Source organism: Solicola agrisoli, assembly GCF_049059935.1.
Taxonomy (GTDB): domain Bacteria; phylum Actinomycetota; class Actinomycetes; order Propionibacteriales; family Nocardioidaceae; genus JAURVT01.
This window is the reverse complement of record NZ_JBMGQR010000049.1, coordinates 18,767-33,047: the sequence shown is the minus strand read 5'-3', so window position 1 is coordinate 33,047 and position 14,281 is coordinate 18,767. Positions and strand designations below refer to the sequence as shown.

Annotated in this window: 15 protein-coding genes; 6 read left to right on the top strand and 9 right to left on the bottom strand. The window is 73.9% G+C overall.

Annotated elements, in window-relative coordinates; translation table 11 throughout:
- Nucleotides 1-52 precede the first annotated feature (52 nt).
- The 7 genes from ACI6PP_RS16005 to ACI6PP_RS15975 all read right to left on the bottom strand — a co-directional run bounded on the left by ACI6PP_RS16005 (nucleotide 53) and on the right by ACI6PP_RS15975 (nucleotide 6,241).
- Entirely contained in the window at nucleotides 53-1,507 is a 1,455-nt protein-coding gene (locus ACI6PP_RS16005) for a S1C family serine protease (RefSeq protein ID WP_421112609.1), read from the bottom strand.
- A gap of 76 nt (nucleotides 1,508-1,583) precedes the next feature.
- A complete protein-coding gene (locus ACI6PP_RS16000) occupies nucleotides 1,584-3,008 on the bottom strand; it encodes a sensor histidine kinase (RefSeq protein ID WP_421112608.1) in 1,425 nt (474 codons plus the stop codon).
- Entirely contained in the window at nucleotides 3,005-3,697 is a 693-nt protein-coding gene (locus ACI6PP_RS15995) for a response regulator transcription factor (protein ID WP_421112607.1), read from the bottom strand. The genes ACI6PP_RS16000 and ACI6PP_RS15995 overlap by 4 nt, the downstream gene beginning before the upstream one ends.
- Before the next feature lie 48 nt (nucleotides 3,698-3,745).
- Complete coding sequence (locus ACI6PP_RS15990) at nucleotides 3,746-4,624, bottom strand: fructosamine kinase family protein (protein WP_421112606.1); 879 nt, start codon at nucleotides 4,622-4,624, stop codon at nucleotides 3,746-3,748.
- 30 nt (nucleotides 4,625-4,654) lie between these two features.
- Nucleotides 4,655-5,152: a low molecular weight protein-tyrosine-phosphatase gene (locus ACI6PP_RS15985; RefSeq protein WP_421112605.1), complete on the bottom strand. Its 498-nt coding sequence runs from the start codon at nucleotides 5,150-5,152 to the stop codon at nucleotides 4,655-4,657.
- Nucleotide 5,153: 1 nt separating this feature from the next.
- Entirely contained in the window at nucleotides 5,154-5,534 is a 381-nt protein-coding gene (locus ACI6PP_RS15980) for a phage holin family protein (RefSeq protein WP_421112604.1), read from the bottom strand.
- A gap of 38 nt (nucleotides 5,535-5,572) precedes the next feature.
- Nucleotides 5,573-6,241 carry a GntR family transcriptional regulator gene (locus tag ACI6PP_RS15975; RefSeq protein WP_421112603.1) on the bottom strand — a complete coding sequence of 223 codons (669 nt, stop codon included), beginning with the start codon at nucleotides 6,239-6,241 and terminating at the stop codon, nucleotides 5,573-5,575.
- An 83-nt stretch (nucleotides 6,242-6,324) separates the two neighbouring features.
- Here ACI6PP_RS15975 and ACI6PP_RS15970 point away from each other — a divergent pair, with 83 nt between their 5' ends.
- Together ACI6PP_RS15970 and ACI6PP_RS15965 are read left to right on the top strand one after the other, a co-directional pair.
- The gene (locus ACI6PP_RS15970) at nucleotides 6,325-7,215 is read left to right on the top strand and encodes a dimethylarginine dimethylaminohydrolase family protein (protein ID WP_421112602.1); all 891 of its coding nucleotides are present in this window, start codon (nucleotides 6,325-6,327) and stop codon (nucleotides 7,213-7,215) included.
- 22 nt (nucleotides 7,216-7,237) lie between these two features.
- Entirely contained in the window at nucleotides 7,238-7,939 is a 702-nt protein-coding gene (locus tag ACI6PP_RS15965; protein WP_421112601.1) for a type 1 glutamine amidotransferase, read from the top strand.
- Nucleotides 7,940-7,974: 35 nt separating this feature from the next.
- Here ACI6PP_RS15965 and ACI6PP_RS15960 read toward each other — a convergent pair whose 3' ends face one another.
- On the bottom strand, nucleotides 7,975-9,000 hold the full coding sequence (locus tag ACI6PP_RS15960; protein ID WP_421112600.1) for an EamA family transporter: 1,026 nt from the start codon (nucleotides 8,998-9,000) through the stop codon (nucleotides 7,975-7,977).
- Here ACI6PP_RS15960 and ACI6PP_RS15955 point away from each other — a divergent pair.
- Together ACI6PP_RS15955 and ACI6PP_RS15950 are read left to right on the top strand one after the other, a co-directional pair.
- Complete coding sequence (locus tag ACI6PP_RS15955; protein ID WP_421112599.1) at nucleotides 8,999-10,084, top strand: histidinol-phosphate transaminase; 1,086 nt, start codon at nucleotides 8,999-9,001, stop codon at nucleotides 10,082-10,084. The genes ACI6PP_RS15960 and ACI6PP_RS15955 overlap by 2 nt on opposite strands.
- A 2-nt stretch (nucleotides 10,085-10,086) precedes the next feature.
- Nucleotides 10,087-10,485, top strand: coding sequence for a hypothetical protein (locus ACI6PP_RS15950; protein WP_421112598.1), 399 nt, complete (start codon nucleotides 10,087-10,089; stop codon nucleotides 10,483-10,485).
- Nucleotides 10,486-10,495: 10 nt separating this feature from the next.
- Here ACI6PP_RS15950 and ACI6PP_RS15945 read toward each other — a convergent pair whose 3' ends face one another.
- Complete coding sequence (locus tag ACI6PP_RS15945; protein WP_421112597.1) at nucleotides 10,496-11,815, bottom strand: ATP-dependent 6-phosphofructokinase; 1,320 nt, start codon at nucleotides 11,813-11,815, stop codon at nucleotides 10,496-10,498.
- 86 nt (nucleotides 11,816-11,901) lie between these two features.
- Here ACI6PP_RS15945 and ACI6PP_RS15940 point away from each other — a divergent pair, with 86 nt between their 5' ends.
- Nucleotides 11,902-12,801, top strand: a complete 900-nt coding sequence (locus ACI6PP_RS15940) for a helix-turn-helix domain-containing protein (RefSeq protein ID WP_421112596.1) — start codon at nucleotides 11,902-11,904, stop codon at nucleotides 12,799-12,801.
- A 276-nt stretch (nucleotides 12,802-13,077) separates the two neighbouring features.
- Nucleotides 13,078-14,280, top strand: a complete 1,203-nt coding sequence (locus ACI6PP_RS15935) for a S8 family peptidase (protein WP_421112595.1) — start codon at nucleotides 13,078-13,080, stop codon at nucleotides 14,278-14,280.
- Nucleotide 14,281: the final 1 nt, after the last annotated feature.

The following is a 14,281-nucleotide window of genomic DNA, read 5'->3' as shown; positions in this document are numbered from 1 at the left end:
TCACAGGCCCATGGGCCTGTGAGGCACCGACAACTCCGGTGAGGGGGTGGGGTCAGCTGCCGAGCTGGCCACCGTCGGACGCGAGCGTGACCTGCGTCTTGTCGGTCGCGTTGCCGCGGCGGTAGGTGATCTCGACCTTGTCGCCGGGCTGGAAGCCGCGGATGGTGGCCACGAGGGCGTCCGAGCTGCCGATCGCCTGGCCGTTGAGCGCGGTGATGACGTCGCCGGACTTCAGGCCGGCGTCGGCCCCGGCGCCACCGCTGGTGACCTCCTTGACCTCGGCGCCGACGCTGGTGAGGCCGTCGGCCTGCAGGGCGTTGCCCACCGTCACGCCGAGACGGGCGTGCTCGACGGTCTTGCCCTGGACGAGCTGGTCGGCGACGTTCTTGGCGAGGTCGATCGGGATCGAGAAGCCGAGGCCGATCGAGCCGGCCTGCTCGCCGCTGCCGCCGGAGTTGCTGCGGATCGCCGAGTTCACGCCGACGACGTTGCCGGCCATGTCGACCAGCGGGCCGCCGGAGTTGCCGGGGTTGATCGCCGCGTCGGTCTGGACCGCGGGGAAGACGCTCGTGGAGTTGCCCGAGCCGTCCGAGGACGAGACCGGGCGGTTGAGCGCGCTGACGATGCCGCTGGTGACGGTGCTCTCCAGGCCGAACGGCGAGCCGATCGCGACGACCTCCTGGCCCACCTTGAGGTCCTTGGAGTTGCCGAGCGACGCGGCCGTCAGGCCGGACTGGCCCTCGGCCTTGATCACGGCGAGGTCGGTGACGGGGTCGCGTCCGACGATGTCGGCCTTGGCGGTCTTGCCGTCGTTGAACGACACGGTGACCGAGCCACCCTCGGCGGCGGCCTCGACCACGTGGTTGTTGGTGAGGATGTCGCCGTTGCTCGAGATGATGATGCCGGTGCCGCTGCCGCCGGACTCCTCGCCCGAGCTCTCGCCGCGCACGTTGATCTGCACGGTCGAGGGCAGGACCTTGGAGGCCACGGCCTCGACGTCGCCCGCGGCGACCTGACGGGTCTCGTTCGACGACGACGGGTTCAGCGAGCTGATCACGCCGCTGTCGCTGCCGTCGCCGTTGATCGCGCCGTAGCCGGCGGCTCCGCCGACGCCGCCGACCAGGCCGGCGACGAGGGCCGCGGCGACGACGAGGCCGGTGCGCCGGCGGCGCGGGGCCGCGACGGCCTGGCCGCCCTGCAGCTCACCGCGGAGGAAGGGCCGCGTCTGCTCGGGTCCCTGCGCGCCGGGGGTGCTGTAGCGGTGGGTGTAGGCGTTGGGGGTGGCGTAGGGCTGCTCGCTCGTGCGCGCGTCCTGGCCGGGGTAGCCCAGGGGCTGCGAGGAGGGGGCCGCCTGCTGGGGGTAGCCGCCGTGGGCGGGCTGCTGGCCGTAGGGGTGCTGCTGACCGGGCCCCTGGGGGCCGCCCCCGCGTCCGTCGTCGCCCTGCGAGGGGCGGGCGAACGGGTCGTGCGGGTGCTGTCCGGGGTCCGGGGGCGGGTTCTGGGTCATGTCTACAGATTGTCCCGGATCGCTGAGATCCTGCTGAGACGCCCGTAGGAGTTCGCCAACGATCCGCAGGAGGTCCTCAGGCGTCGACGGGGGTGTGGCCGGGCAGGTCGAGCGTGAGCAGCGCGCCCCCACCGGGAGCGCTCGACACCGAGACCTGCCCGCCGTGGCGCTCGGCCGCCTGCCGCACGATCGACAGCCCGAGGCCGGAGCCGGGCAGCATCCGGGCCTCGCGCGAGCGGTAGAAGCGGTCGAACACGCGCGGACGGTCCTCGGGCGCGATGCCCGGTCCCTCGTCCGACACCAGCAGCCGGCCGGCGTCCAGGCGCACCGTGACGGTGCCGAGTGGCGGGCTCCACTTGGCGGCGTTGTCGAGCAGGTTGGTGACGGCCCGCTCCAGGATCTGCGGCTCGCCGTCGACGATCCACGGCTCGGCGCGGACGTCGAACGCGATGCCGGGCGCGCGCAGGCGTACGCGCTCGACGCAGGTCTCGACCACGTGCACGAGGTCGACGGGCTCGCGGTCGCGGTCGGGCTGCTCGTCGCGGGCGAGCTCGACGAGGTCGCCGACGAGGGTGGTCAGCTCGCCGAGCTGGGCGCGGACGTCGGACATCAGCTCGGTGCGGGCGCGCTCGCCGAGCCCGCCCTGCGCGTCGGCCTGGGTGAGCAGCTCGATGTTGGTGCGCAGGCTCGTCAGCGGGGTGCGGAGCTCGTGCCCGGCGTCGGCGACGAGCTGGCGCTGACGCTGCTGCGACGCCGCCAGGGCGGCGAGCATCGCGTTGAACGACTCGGTGAGGCGGGCGAGCTCGTCGTCGCCGAGGACCTCGATGGGCTCGAGCTGCTCGGTGGCGGCGACGCGCTGCGTGGCCGCGGTGAGCCGCCGGACCGGACGCAGCCCGTTGGTGGCGATCGCCCAGCCGAGCAGGCCCGACACGATCGCGCCGGCGACCCCGACGAGCAGCAGCACGACGCGCAGCCGGTCGAGCGCGTCACGCGTCGACTCCATGGACTGCGCGATGATCAGGGCGGTGTCGGCACCGGCCTGCACGGCGACGACGCGGTACGGGGTGCCGTCGACGAGGACGGTGCGGAACGACCGGCGGGCGTCGCCGGTGGACACCGCGTACTCGGCGTCGCTGAGGTACGGCAGGGCCGCGGCGGACGTCGGGTTGGAGTACGGACGACCGTCGCTGATCACCGCGATGCGGATGTCGGCGGCGGCGAGCGCGCTGGGCGGGTAGCCGCGCAGCGTCGCCTCGGTGACGCCGCTCGCGACCGCGGAGTTGGCCCGGCGCAGGAGCGACTCGTCCAGCGACCCCTCGAACTCCGAGCGCACCAGGAAGTACACGAGCACGCTCACGACCGCGAGTGTGACGCCGACGGCGGCGGCCGTCAGCACGGTGACGCGGGCGACGAGCGAGAGCCGCTTCGACAGGTCCTCGCGGGCCCGGACCACGCCCTCACGGGCCTGGCCGACGAGTCCGGGGTGGGCCGCCTGCGTCACGGCGCGGTCTCGCGCAGCACGTAGCCGACGCCGCGCACCGTGTGCAGCAGCCGCGTCTCGCCCTCGGCCTCGAGCTTGCGGCGGACGTACCCGACATACACCTCGAGCGAGTTGGCCGTGGTGGGGAAGTCGAAGCCCCAGACCTCCTCGAGGATGAACGAGCGCTCCAGCACCCGCTTGGGGCGCTGCATGAACAGCTCGAGCAGCGCGAACTCCGTGCGGGTCAGCGACAGCTCGCGCTCGCCGCGGCGCACCTCGCGGGTGGCGGTGTCGAGCGTCAGGTCGGCGAAGGACAGCGTGGTGTCCTCGTCGTCGGCAGGGGTGCGTCGCTGGGCGCGGCGCAGAAGGGCGCGGACGCGCGCGAGCAGCTCGTCGAGCGCGAACGGCTTGGTGAGGTAGTCGTCGGCGCCGGCGTCGAGGCCGTCGACGCGGTCGGTGACGGCGTCGCGCGCGGTGAGCACCAGGATCGCGACGTCGTTGCCGGCGCTGCGCAGCGCGCGGGTGGCCTCGAGGCCGTCGAGGCGCGGCATCATTACGTCCATGACGATCGCGTCGGGATCGATCAGCGGGACGCGGGCCAGCGCCTCGGCGCCGTCGGCGGCGACGTCGACGGTGTAGCCGTTGAACTCGAGCGAGCGCCGCAGCGAGTCACGGACGGCGCGGTCGTCGTCCACCACGAGGATGCGCATGGCCTCAGGGTGCCAGGTGGGCCTGAACCCGGCCTGAGAAGGGCGTCGTCAGTCGCCGGCGGTGCCGTCGAGGACGGAGCGGGCGGCCGAGGCCGCGCGGGCGCCGTAGCCCCCGCCGAACATCACGGCGTGGACGAGCAGCGGGTGGAGCTGGTGGATCGGGACGCGGGCGCGCCAGCCGTCGGCCAGCGGTGCGGCCTCGTCGTAGGAGTCGAGGACGCGCTGCAGGTGCGGCGAGCCGAACAGCGAGAGCATCGCGAGGTCGGTCTCGCGGTGGCCGCCGTGCGCGGCGGGGTCGATCAGGTGGGCGGCGCCGTCCTGGCCCCACACGACGTTGCCTCCCCAGAGGTCGCCGTGCACGCGGGCGACGGGCTCGTCGGGGCCGGCGAACTCCGGGAGACGGCGCATCAGCTGCTCGATCGTCTGCGCCTCCTCGGGGGTGAGGGCGGCACGGTCGAGGGCGGCCTTGACGTAGGGCATCACGCGACGCGAGACGAAGAACTCGGCCCACGTGGGCGCGCTCCGGTTGGGCAGCGGTGCGAGACCGATCCACCCGTCCTGCTCGCCGCCGAAGGTCGGTGCGCCCGCGGCGTGCGTGCGCGCGAGGTCGCGTCCGAAGCGCTCGGCGGCGTCGGACGAGGGGCGTCCGGGCTCCACCCAGGCCAGCACCAGGCAGTCGTCGGCCACGCCCAGGACCTCGGGGACGGGCGCTCCGCCGGCCTCGGCCAGCCACCGCAGGCCCTCGGCCTCGCGGGGGAAGAAGCCGGCCGGGGCGTGCGGCCGGGTCTTCATCACCGCGCTGCGACCGTCGGTGAGCCGGAGCCGCGTCGAGGTGCAGATGTCGCCGCCCGCGACGGGCGTCGTGGCGACCACGTCGACCCCCAGCAGCTTCTCGGCGCGCGCTGCGACGGCTCCCATCCGTGCCATGCCCGCAACCTACCCGAGCGGGCCCACCGCTCAGCGCCCGATCAGGTCGGGCAGCTGCGCGACGATCGCGTCGCTCGTGCGCTCGACGGTGCTGAGCACGTCGGCGAACCCGGCCTGGCCGCCGTACCAGGGGTCGGGGACCTCGCGGTCGCCGTCGGCGGCCTCGGGGTCGAAGTCGCGGAACATCCGTACCTTGCCGCGCGCCGCCCCGTCGGGGGCCACCGCCAGCAGGTCGTCGTGGTTGCTCGCGTCCATCGCCAGGACGAGGTCGACGTCGGCGAACGCGTCGGCGCCGAACTGCTGAGCGGTCCGGTCGGGCACGTCGTACCCGCGGCCGCGCAGCTCGCGGGCGGCGCGGGAGTCCATCGGGTTGCCGATCTCGTAGCGGCTGGTGCCGGCGGAGACCACCTCGACGCGGTCGTCGAGGCCGGCGCCCTCGACGCGGTCGCGCAGCACCACCTCGGCGGTGGGTGAGCGGCAGATGTTGCCCAGGCAGACGACGGCGATGCGGTACGGGGAGTCGCTCACGTCAGTCCCTCGCGAAGAACAGGCCGAGGACGCCGTTGACGACCGAGATCACGATCGACCCGGCCACGGCCCACCAGAACCCCTCGACGACGAACGCGACGTCGAGCTTGCCGGTGACCCACTCGGTGAGCAGGAGCAGCAGGGCGTTGATCACGAGCAGGGCGAGGCCGAGCGTGATGACGATGAACGGCAGCGACAGCAGCTTGACCACGGGCGCGATCAGCGCGTTGATCAGCGAGAACACGGCCGCGATGAGCAGGAGCGTGAGGACGCGCTGGGTGGTGTCGTCCGCGGCGGTGCCGACGGCGATGCCGCCGAACAGCCACGCCGCGACGGCGATGGCCGCCGCGTTGGACAGCCAGGTGGTGACGGTCTGGAGCATGCCCCCAGTCTGTCAGGCGCGTCGAGCCGTCCGGCGCGTCAGCCCTCGGGGACGTACAGCGTCTCAACCAGCGACGACTCGGCGTCGGCGAGGTGGGCCACCAGCTCGGTGGCGACGCCCTCGGTGTCGCCGTCCTCGAGCATGTCGAGCAGCCGCTGGTGGTCGGTGACCTGCTCGGCGGCGTTGAGGCGCAGCCGGTCGAGGTGCGCCAGGGCGAGACGGATCTCGGCCGTCACCTGGTCGGCGACGGCGACGAGGCGGCGGCTGCCCGTCAGCGCGACCAGGCTGCGGTGGAAGGCCAGGTGCGCCTCGGTGATCTGACGGGCCTCGGCGCCCACCTGGGCGAGGTGGCGGTAGTCGGCCATCGCGGACCGGACGGCGCCCCGGGCCTCGTCGGTGGCGCCGATCCAGGCGTGGGCACCGGCCGTCTCCAGCACGAGGCGGACGGCGACGACGTCGTGGATCTGCTCGGGGTCGAGCTCGGTGACCACGACGCCGCGGTTGGGGATGCGCGTCACCAGGCCCTCGGCGATGAGGACGCCGAGCGCCTCGCGCACCGAGCTGCGTCCGACGCCCAGCTGGTCGGCGAGCGCGATCTCGCGCAGCGGCGTGCCCGGGGCGAGGTCGCCGGCGAACAGCGCCTGGCGCAGCACTTCGGCGGCACGGTCGACCGTGGAGCTGTGCTCGAGCGCTAACGATTCGTACATCGCGGGGACACACTACGCCCGTAGACTGCTACTGTCTGATTGTCAGACAATGCACGCGACATGAGAGCGCTCGGGAGGCGACGATGACCACCACCCTGCAGTGGGGCCGGCACTACGCGATGGTCGAGCCCGACCACTTCCGGATCGACTACGCGATCAACCCGTTCATGGACACCGCCGACCAGCCCGACGTCGCGCTCGCCCGCGCCGAGTGGGAGCACCTGCGCGACACGCTCGTCGGCCTCGGCGCCCGCGTCGAGGTGTTCGAGGCCCGCCAGGACTCGCCCGACATGGTCTTCGCGATGAACCTCGGCCTGGCGGTCACCACGCCCGCCGGCGCCCCCGACCGCGTCGTGATGTCGCACATGCGGTTCTCCGAGCGCCGCAACGAGACCATCACCGCGGCCGGCTCGTTCGCGGCCCTCGGGTACACGCCCACCTACGTCGGACGCGACGGCGTCGGCGGCCTGTGGGAGTCCGGCGACGCGTTCCCGCACGGCGGCGAGCTGCTCGTCGGCCACGGCAAGCGCAGCGACGAGGTCGGCCTCAAGGGCATCGCCGCGGACCTCGAGGTCCGCGTCCGCGGCCTGCGCATCGTCCACCCGGCGATGTACCACCTCGACCTCGCGTTCTGCCCGCTCGACGACGTCCACGCGATGGTCTGCCCCGAGGCGTTCGACGCCGACGGTGCCGCCGCCGTCCTCGATCGCGTCGCCGAGCCGCTCGTGCTCACCGTCGACGAGGCGCTGACGTTCTGCGCCAACTCCGTCGTGGTGGGGCGCACGGTCGTCATGCCGGCCTGCCCGCCGCGCGTCCGCGCCCAGCTCGAGGCGTGGGACCTCGAGGTCGTCGTGGTGCCGATGGGCGAGCTGCACAAGGGCGGCGGCTCCATCCGCTGCATGACCAACCCCCTCGACATCGCCCTCGGCCGCGACCTCGAGCACATCCCGGGAGGTCTGCTCGACCTCGGATGAGACCCCGCCCTACTGTGTGCGCGTGACCCCGCGCCGCCACGTCCTCGTCGTCGGTGACGTCGGCGACGACGACACGGGGTTCGTGGGGCAGCGGCTGCGCGAGCACCACCACGCGACGTCCGCGCGGGTCGACCGCGACCGGCTCGGCGACTGGGACGACCGGCAGCGGGCCGACCTCGTCCTGCTGCTCGGGTCGGGCCGCAGCGGGCACGCGTCCGAGCACGCCGACGTCGTCGAGCGCGAGTCCCGGTACGTGCGCGGCGCGCTCGCGGCGGGCGTCCCGGTGCTGGGCATCTGCTACGGCGGACAGCTGCTCGCGCACGCGCTCGGCGGCAGCGTCGGGCCGTCGCCCTCGCCGGAGATCGGTCTGTTCGACGTCGACTCGCGCGACCCGGTGCTCTGCCCATCGGGGCCGTGGCCGCAGATGCACTCCGACGCGTTCGTCGCGCCGCCCACCTCGCGGGTGCTCGGCAGCTCGCCGGGCGGGTGCCAGGGCTTCGCCGACGACGCGCACGGTGCGCGCGCCCTGGGCTGGCAGTTCCACCCCGAGGTGACGCCGCACGAGTTCGGCACCTGGCTCGACAAGCTCGGCGACTGGGCTCGCGAGCACGGCATCGACGACCCCGACGCCCTGCGCGACACCATGTGGGCGCACGAGGACGACCTCCGCGCCCGCGCCTACGCCCTCGTCGACGACGCCCTCGACCACCTCTGGGGTCGCTGAGCCCGCTCGACCGGCCCCGCGGTGCCGGCCGTCGCTCAGACCGCCATCTCGGGCACCACCGGGTCGGGTGCGCGGGTGCGGGCGGACTGTGCGACGCAGATCCCGCCCACCACGAGCAGGACGCCCACCACCTGCGCGGCGGTCAGCGCCTCGCCGAACCAGGCCCAGCCGAGGACGGTGGCGCCCACCGGCTCGAGGGTCGCGACGAGCGTGACGATGGTCGACGGCAGGTGCTGCAGGGCCGCGAGCGACAGGAAGAACGGCGCGACCGTCCCGAGCAGGACCACCCAGACGAGCAGCGCCCAGAGCGGCGCGCGCAGACCGTCGAGCGAGCCGAGCAGGCTCGCGCTCGTGCCGAGGCCGTCGACCGTCCAGACCGGCGAGACGAGGTTCATCGCGACGGCCGCGAGCGCGAAGCCCCACAGGATCACGCGCAGGGGGTCGTCCTGGCCGACGCCGCGCTCGCCCGCCAGGAAGTAGGTGGCGAAGCAGACCGCCGCGCCCAGGCCGGCCAGCACGCCGACGCCGTCGAAGGCCAGGCCCTGCCAGACCCGTCCGACGACGGCCAGCCCCACCAGGCACAGGCCCACGGCCAGCCACATGCGACGCCGCACGGCCTCGCCGCGCACGAACCGCACCCACAGCACCACGAGCACGGGGGCGAGGTACTCGAGCAGCAGGGCGATGCCCACCGGGACGCGGTCGATCGCGACGTTGTACGTCCACTGCACGCCGGCGATGCCCACCACGCCGAGCAGGCAGAACGCGGGCAGCGCGCGCAGGCTCGGCGGACGCAGCGCGCTGCGGCGCACGGCGAGCGCGTAGCCGGCGAACACCAGGGTGCCCATCGTGACGCGCACGGTGGTCAGGGTCGCCGGGTCGACGCCGGCACGCATGGCGACGCGGGACACCCCTGCGTTGAGCACGAAGAAGACCGCCGCCGAGACGACGAGCACGTAGCCCCGACGCGGATCGGCGGCGGGGGAGGGCACCGGGAGATGCTCCCAGAGGCCGACGGGCAGGCCCACGTCGGACCCGGTCCACGCGTACCGTTCGGGCATGACCAGCACCCACGACGCGCTCGCCCCGCGGGCCGCGCTGGACGGCGTCCCCGTCTACAAGCCGGGACGTCCGCCGGCGCCGCGCGACGGCCTGGCGACGTACAAGCTGTCCAGCAACGAGAACCCCTACCCGCCGCTGCCCGGCGTCGTCGAGGCCGTCCGCAGCACGCTGCCCGGCCTCAACCGCTACCCCGACATGGGCGTGACGGGTCTGTACGAGCGGCTCGCGGAGCGTCACGGCGTGCGCACCGACGAGCTCGCGTCGGGGGCCGGCTCGGTGGCGGTGCTCTACCACCTGCTCCAGGCCTACTGCGAGCCCGGCGACGAGGTCGTCCACGCCTGGCGCTCGTTCGAGGCGTACCCGATCGCGATCAACCTCACCGGCGCCCGCTCGGTGCAGGTGCCGCTCACGGCCACCGCCGAGCACGACCTCGACGCCATGCTCGCCGCGGTCACCGACCGCACCCGCGTGCTGATCGTCTGCACGCCCAACAACCCGACGGGTCCGGCCGTCGACGCCGCCGCGCTGCGCGACTTCGTCGCCCTGGTGCCCGAGCACGTGCTCGTGGTGGTGGACGAGGCGTACCTGGAGTTCCGCGACCCCGCGCCCGCCGAGACCTCGATCGAGCTGCGCCGCGACCACCCGCGCGTGGTCGGGCTGCGCACGTTCTCCAAGGCGTGGGGCCTGGCGGGCCTGCGGATCGGCTACGCCGTCGCCGCCGAGCCGGTGGCCACCGCGATCCGCGCGTGCGCGCTCCCGTTCGGCGTGTCCGACCTCGCCCAGGCCGCGGCCGTCGCGTCGCTGGACCACGAGGACGAGCTGGCCGAGCGCGTCGCCGGGCTGGTCGCCGAGCGCACGCGCGTGCGCGACGCCCTGCTCGAGTCCGGCTGGGACGTGCCCGACAGCCAGGCCAACTTCGTCTGGCTGCCCGCGGGCGAGGGCACGCTCGACCTCGCCGCCGCGTGCGCCGAGGCCGGCGTCATGGTGCGGCCGTTCGCCGGCGAGGGCGCGCGCGTGACGATCGGCGAGACGCCCGGCAACGACGCCTTCCTCACGGTGGCGGCGAAGCTGGTCGGGGGCTGACCGTGCCCCGCTGGGCCGTCGCGCTGGTGGCGGCGTTCGTCGCGGCAGCCGTGGTCGTCGTCGGCGCGGTGGTCGTGCGAGCGGTGGTCGGGTCGACCGCGCTGCTCGAGTCGACGCGGACGCTCGGGTGTCAGACCGACGACACGGTGTCGGGGTTCCAGGGCTACTGCGTCGAGAGGGTGAGCCGTCCCGAGCTGATCGTGGTGCCGGGGCGGCACGAGATCCGGGTCGAGGCGCGGATCGACGGGTCCGCCGGCGGCAGGTACCTGACCAACCGCGACCCGTTCACCGCCGACGCCACCCTGGCCACGCGGCTCACCGACGACGGGATCACCGTGGTCGACCCGAGCGGGACCGCGCTCAGCATCAGCCGCGACCGGCTGGACTCCCTCGCCGACTGAGCCCTGGGGCTCAGCGCATGTCGGTGGGCTGCGCGGTGGACTCCAGCACGCTCAGCCACAGGTCGCCCTCGGGGTGGACGCTGTGGCTGCCGCGGGTGACCACGGGCACCGGCACGTGGACGAACCGGTGCCGCCGACGTCCCACGACCATGTCGGTCCGGCCCGCCATGCCCGCGTGGACGGCGGTCTGGGCCAGCCGCGCGCAGTACACCGAGTCGGAGGCGTCAGCGGGAACAGCGCGGATCGCGTAGCCGGGGTTCAGGCCGCGGACGGTGAGCGGAGCCCCGCGCCGGGCGAAGTCGGCGGTGATCTCCTGGTGCAGGAAGGCACTGATGTCGCCCAGCGTGCGGTTGCCGGACGCGTCGGTGGTGGCGGTCTCGGGCAGCAGCTCCTGCCCGGCGCCCTCGGCGACGACGATGACGGCGCTGCCGCGCGTCTCGACGCGACGCGCGAGGGACGCGAGCAGCCCGTGCTCACCGTCGAGGGCGAAGGGCACCTCGGGGATGAGCACGAAGTCGGCGTCGTGGTTGGCCAGCGCGGCGTAGCAGGCGATGAAGCCGGCGTGGCGACCCATCAGCTTGACCAGGCCGACGCCCCCGCGGGCGGCGCTGGCCTCGACCCGCGCCGCGGTGATCGACTTGGCCGCCTCGGCGAACGCGGTGGAGAAGCCGAAGCTCTGCCCGATGTGCGGGATGTCGTTGTCGATCGTCTTGGGGATGCCGATCACCGAGATCGGCACGCCGCGCGCGGCGATCTCGGCGGTGATGTTGTGCGCGCCGCGCATCGAGCCGTCGCCGCCGACGACGAAGAGGATGTCGACGCCGAGGTCGGTGAGGCGGTCGACGATGACGGTGGGGTCCTGCGCGCCGCGCGAGGAGCCGAGGATCGTCCCGCCCTGCTCGTTGATCTTGTCGACGATCGCGGGCGTGAGCTGGATGACGGGCTGCTCGAGCTCGGGGTTGAGCCCGGCGTAGCCGCCGGTGAAGCCCAGCACGTCGGTGACGTCGTAGTGGTCGCGCAGCTCGAGCACGACCGCACGGATCACGTCGTTCAGGCCGGGGCACAGGCCGCCGCACGTGACGATGCCGACGCGGGTGCGTCCGGGCTCGAAGAACAGCTCGGCGCGCGGGCCGCCGGGCTCGAACGTGGGCAGCTCCTCGAGCGGCAGGCCGCGGCGGTTGATCATCTCGAGGGTGTCGTCGTAGAGGACGCGGTCCTCCTCGCCGACGTAGTACTCGTTGGTGCTGCGGCCGCTGACGTACTTCTGCAGCGGTGAGGCGAACCGGGGCTCGCCGAGCCGGGTCACCTGGAGGTCGGCCAACGTGATCACGACACGAGCGTACGGCACCGGCCCGCGTTGTGGTCAAGTAGACGATATGTGGGTTGGGGGACGTCGGGACGGGGTAAGACCCTGCCGTGACGACGACCCGCGACGGGAGGGCTCCCGACGCCCGTACCGGCTTCGCCCCCGTGCTGCGCTGCGCGATCGAGCGGCGGGGCCTGTCGCTCGAGCGGCTGCAGTCGCGGCTCGGCGACCTCGGCGCGCAGGTGTCCGTCGCCACGCTCAGCTACTGGCAGTCCGGGCGCAGCGAGCCCGGCCGCCGCTCGAGCCTGGTCGCCGTCCCCGCGCTGGAGAAGATCCTCGAGCTCGAGCCCGGCACGCTCGGCGCCCAGCTCGGCCACCGCGCGCAGCGCTCGGTCGAGCCGGGGACCGACCTGCGCGACGTCCTCGACGAGGGCCAGCCCACCCCCGACGAGCTGCGCCACGAGGACGCCCGCCTGCGCGACCAGCTGGAGATCCTCAGCGAGCACTGCTCGGTCGACGTCGGCCCGGACGGCGCAGTGCGCTCCCGCTGGGTGCGACGGGTGCTCGTCGCGTCCGTCGCCGGGGCCGACCGGTTCCTGGTGCTCCGGGTCGACCCCGCCCGCGCGGACGGCGACCGCGAACCGGCGATCGAGCCGCTGCTCCACTGCTCGCTGGGCCGCACCTACACCTCCCACGACCGGTCGCTCGTCGGCCAGGAGGTCTTGCTCGACCGCCGCCTGGAGCAGGGTGACTCGGCGATCGTGGAGTACCGCCTCACCGGACTCGGCGGCGGTCGCTCCTACGCGACGCTGCGCCGGATGCCGCTGCGCGAGCTCGTGCTCGAGGTCCGCTTCGACCCCGCCGCCCGTCCCGCGACCGTGGAGATGGTGCACAGCGACCTCGACGGCGCCGGCGAGGTCGTCGGCCCCGTCCAGCCCGACAGCACCGGCTGCGTCCGGATGATCCGCCACCACCTCGCCCCCGGCCGCTACGCCGTCCGCTGGGGCTGAGGCGCGGTCGGTCGGCGCGGCCCCCGCGATCGGGGCGGGACCGGAAGATCGAGGTCCGGCCCCGATGTGGACCAGGACCTCGATTCTCCCGTCGGCCGCGGGTGGGTATCGGCGTATGACCGCCCCACACGGCCATACGCTGATTCTCCCGTCCGTGCCCGCCCGCCCGGCACGCCGTCTGACATACCGCGGGTTTGAAAAGGCCGCGGACGGGGAACACCTTGAGGCACAGCGGGCCGGCGGACGCCGACCTCTCCTCGGACTGGAGCCTCCTCGATGCGCAGAACCCCCGTGAACCGTGCCCGCGCGGCCGCCGTCGCCGCCACCGCCCTCGTCCTGGCCGTCCCCGCCGTGGCCCAGGCCGCGAGCGGCCCGGACGTCGCCCCGCTCGTCGGGGCGTCCAGCGCCCAGGCCATCGACGGCCGCTACGTCGTGGTGCTGAAGGACGGCGAGACCGCCGACGCCAGGGCCCTCGCCGCCCGCTCGCGCGGTCTCGGCGGCACGGTCACCCGCCAGTTCGACAGCGCCCTGACCGGGTTCGCCGCCAAGCTGGACGACGCCGACCTCGCCACGCTGCGCAAGGACCCCCGCGTCGACTACGTGCAGGCCGACCAGCGCATCACCACGCAGGGCACCCAGTCGCCCACGCCCAGCTGGGGCCTGGACCGCACCGACCAGCGCGACCTCCCGCTGAACAGCACCTACACGTACGGCACGACGGGCGCCGGCGTCACCGCGTACGTCATCGACACCGGCATCAACGCCGCCCACCAGGACTTCGGCGGACGCGTCTCCGGCGGCTTCACGAGCATCGCCGACGGCAACGGCACCAACGACGCCAACGGCCACGGCACGCACGTCGCGGGCACCGTGGGCGGCTCGTCGTTCGGCATCGCCAAGGGCGTCAGCCTGGTGCCCGTCCGGGTGCTCGACGCCGAGGGCAGCGGCACGACGAGCGGCGTCATCGCCGGCGTCGACTGGGTCACCGAGAACCACTCCGGCCCGTCGGTCGCCAACATGAGCCTCGGCGGCCTCAAGGACCAGGCCCTCGACGACGCGGTGGCGCGCTCGATCGCGTCCGGCGTGACCTACGCCGTCGCCGCCGGCAACAGCAGCGCCGACGCGTGCCTGTCGTCGCCGGCCGCCGTGCCGTCGGCGCTGACCGTCGCCTCGAGCACCAGGACCGACCGCCTGTCGTCGTTCAGCAACACCGGCTCGTGCGTCGACCTCGCCGCCCCCGGCTCGGACATCACGTCGGCCTGGATCGGCAGCACCACGGCCACCAACACCATCAGCGGCACCTCGATGGCCTCGCCCCACGTCGCGGGCGCCGCCGCGCGCTTCCTGCAGGCGAACCCGTCGGCGACGCCCGCCCAGGTGAGCAGCGGCATCAACGGCGCGGCCACCACGGGCAAGGTCACCGGCGGGCTGCTCGGCACCTCGACGTACAAGCTGCTCTTCGCGGCGCCCACCTCCTGAG

Bases quoted from the DNA above. Each gene is read 5' to 3' on its own strand.
- ACI6PP_RS16005 (WP_421112609.1), bottom strand. From the start codon at position 1,507: ATGACCCAGAACCCGCCCCCGGACCCCGGACAGCACCCGCACGACCCG.
- ACI6PP_RS15995 (WP_421112607.1), bottom strand. From the start codon at position 3,697: ATGCGCATCCTCGTGGTGGACGACGACCGCGCCGTCCGTGACTCGCTG.
- ACI6PP_RS15990 (WP_421112606.1), bottom strand. From the start codon at position 4,624: ATGGCACGGATGGGAGCCGTCGCAGCGCGCGCCGAGAAGCTGCTGGGG.
- ACI6PP_RS15980 (WP_421112604.1), bottom strand. From the start codon at position 5,534: ATGCTCCAGACCGTCACCACCTGGCTGTCCAACGCGGCGGCCATCGCC.
- ACI6PP_RS15975 (WP_421112603.1), bottom strand. From the start codon at position 6,241: ATGTACGAATCGTTAGCGCTCGAGCACAGCTCCACGGTCGACCGTGCC.
- ACI6PP_RS15970 (WP_421112602.1), top strand. From the start codon at position 6,325: ATGACCACCACCCTGCAGTGGGGCCGGCACTACGCGATGGTCGAGCCC.
- ACI6PP_RS15955 (WP_421112599.1), top strand. From the start codon at position 8,999: ATGACCAGCACCCACGACGCGCTCGCCCCGCGGGCCGCGCTGGACGGC.
- ACI6PP_RS15960 (WP_421112600.1), bottom strand. From the start codon at position 9,000: ATGCCCGAACGGTACGCGTGGACCGGGTCCGACGTGGGCCTGCCCGTC.
- ACI6PP_RS15935 (WP_421112595.1), top strand. From the start codon at position 13,078: ATGCGCAGAACCCCCGTGAACCGTGCCCGCGCGGCCGCCGTCGCCGCC.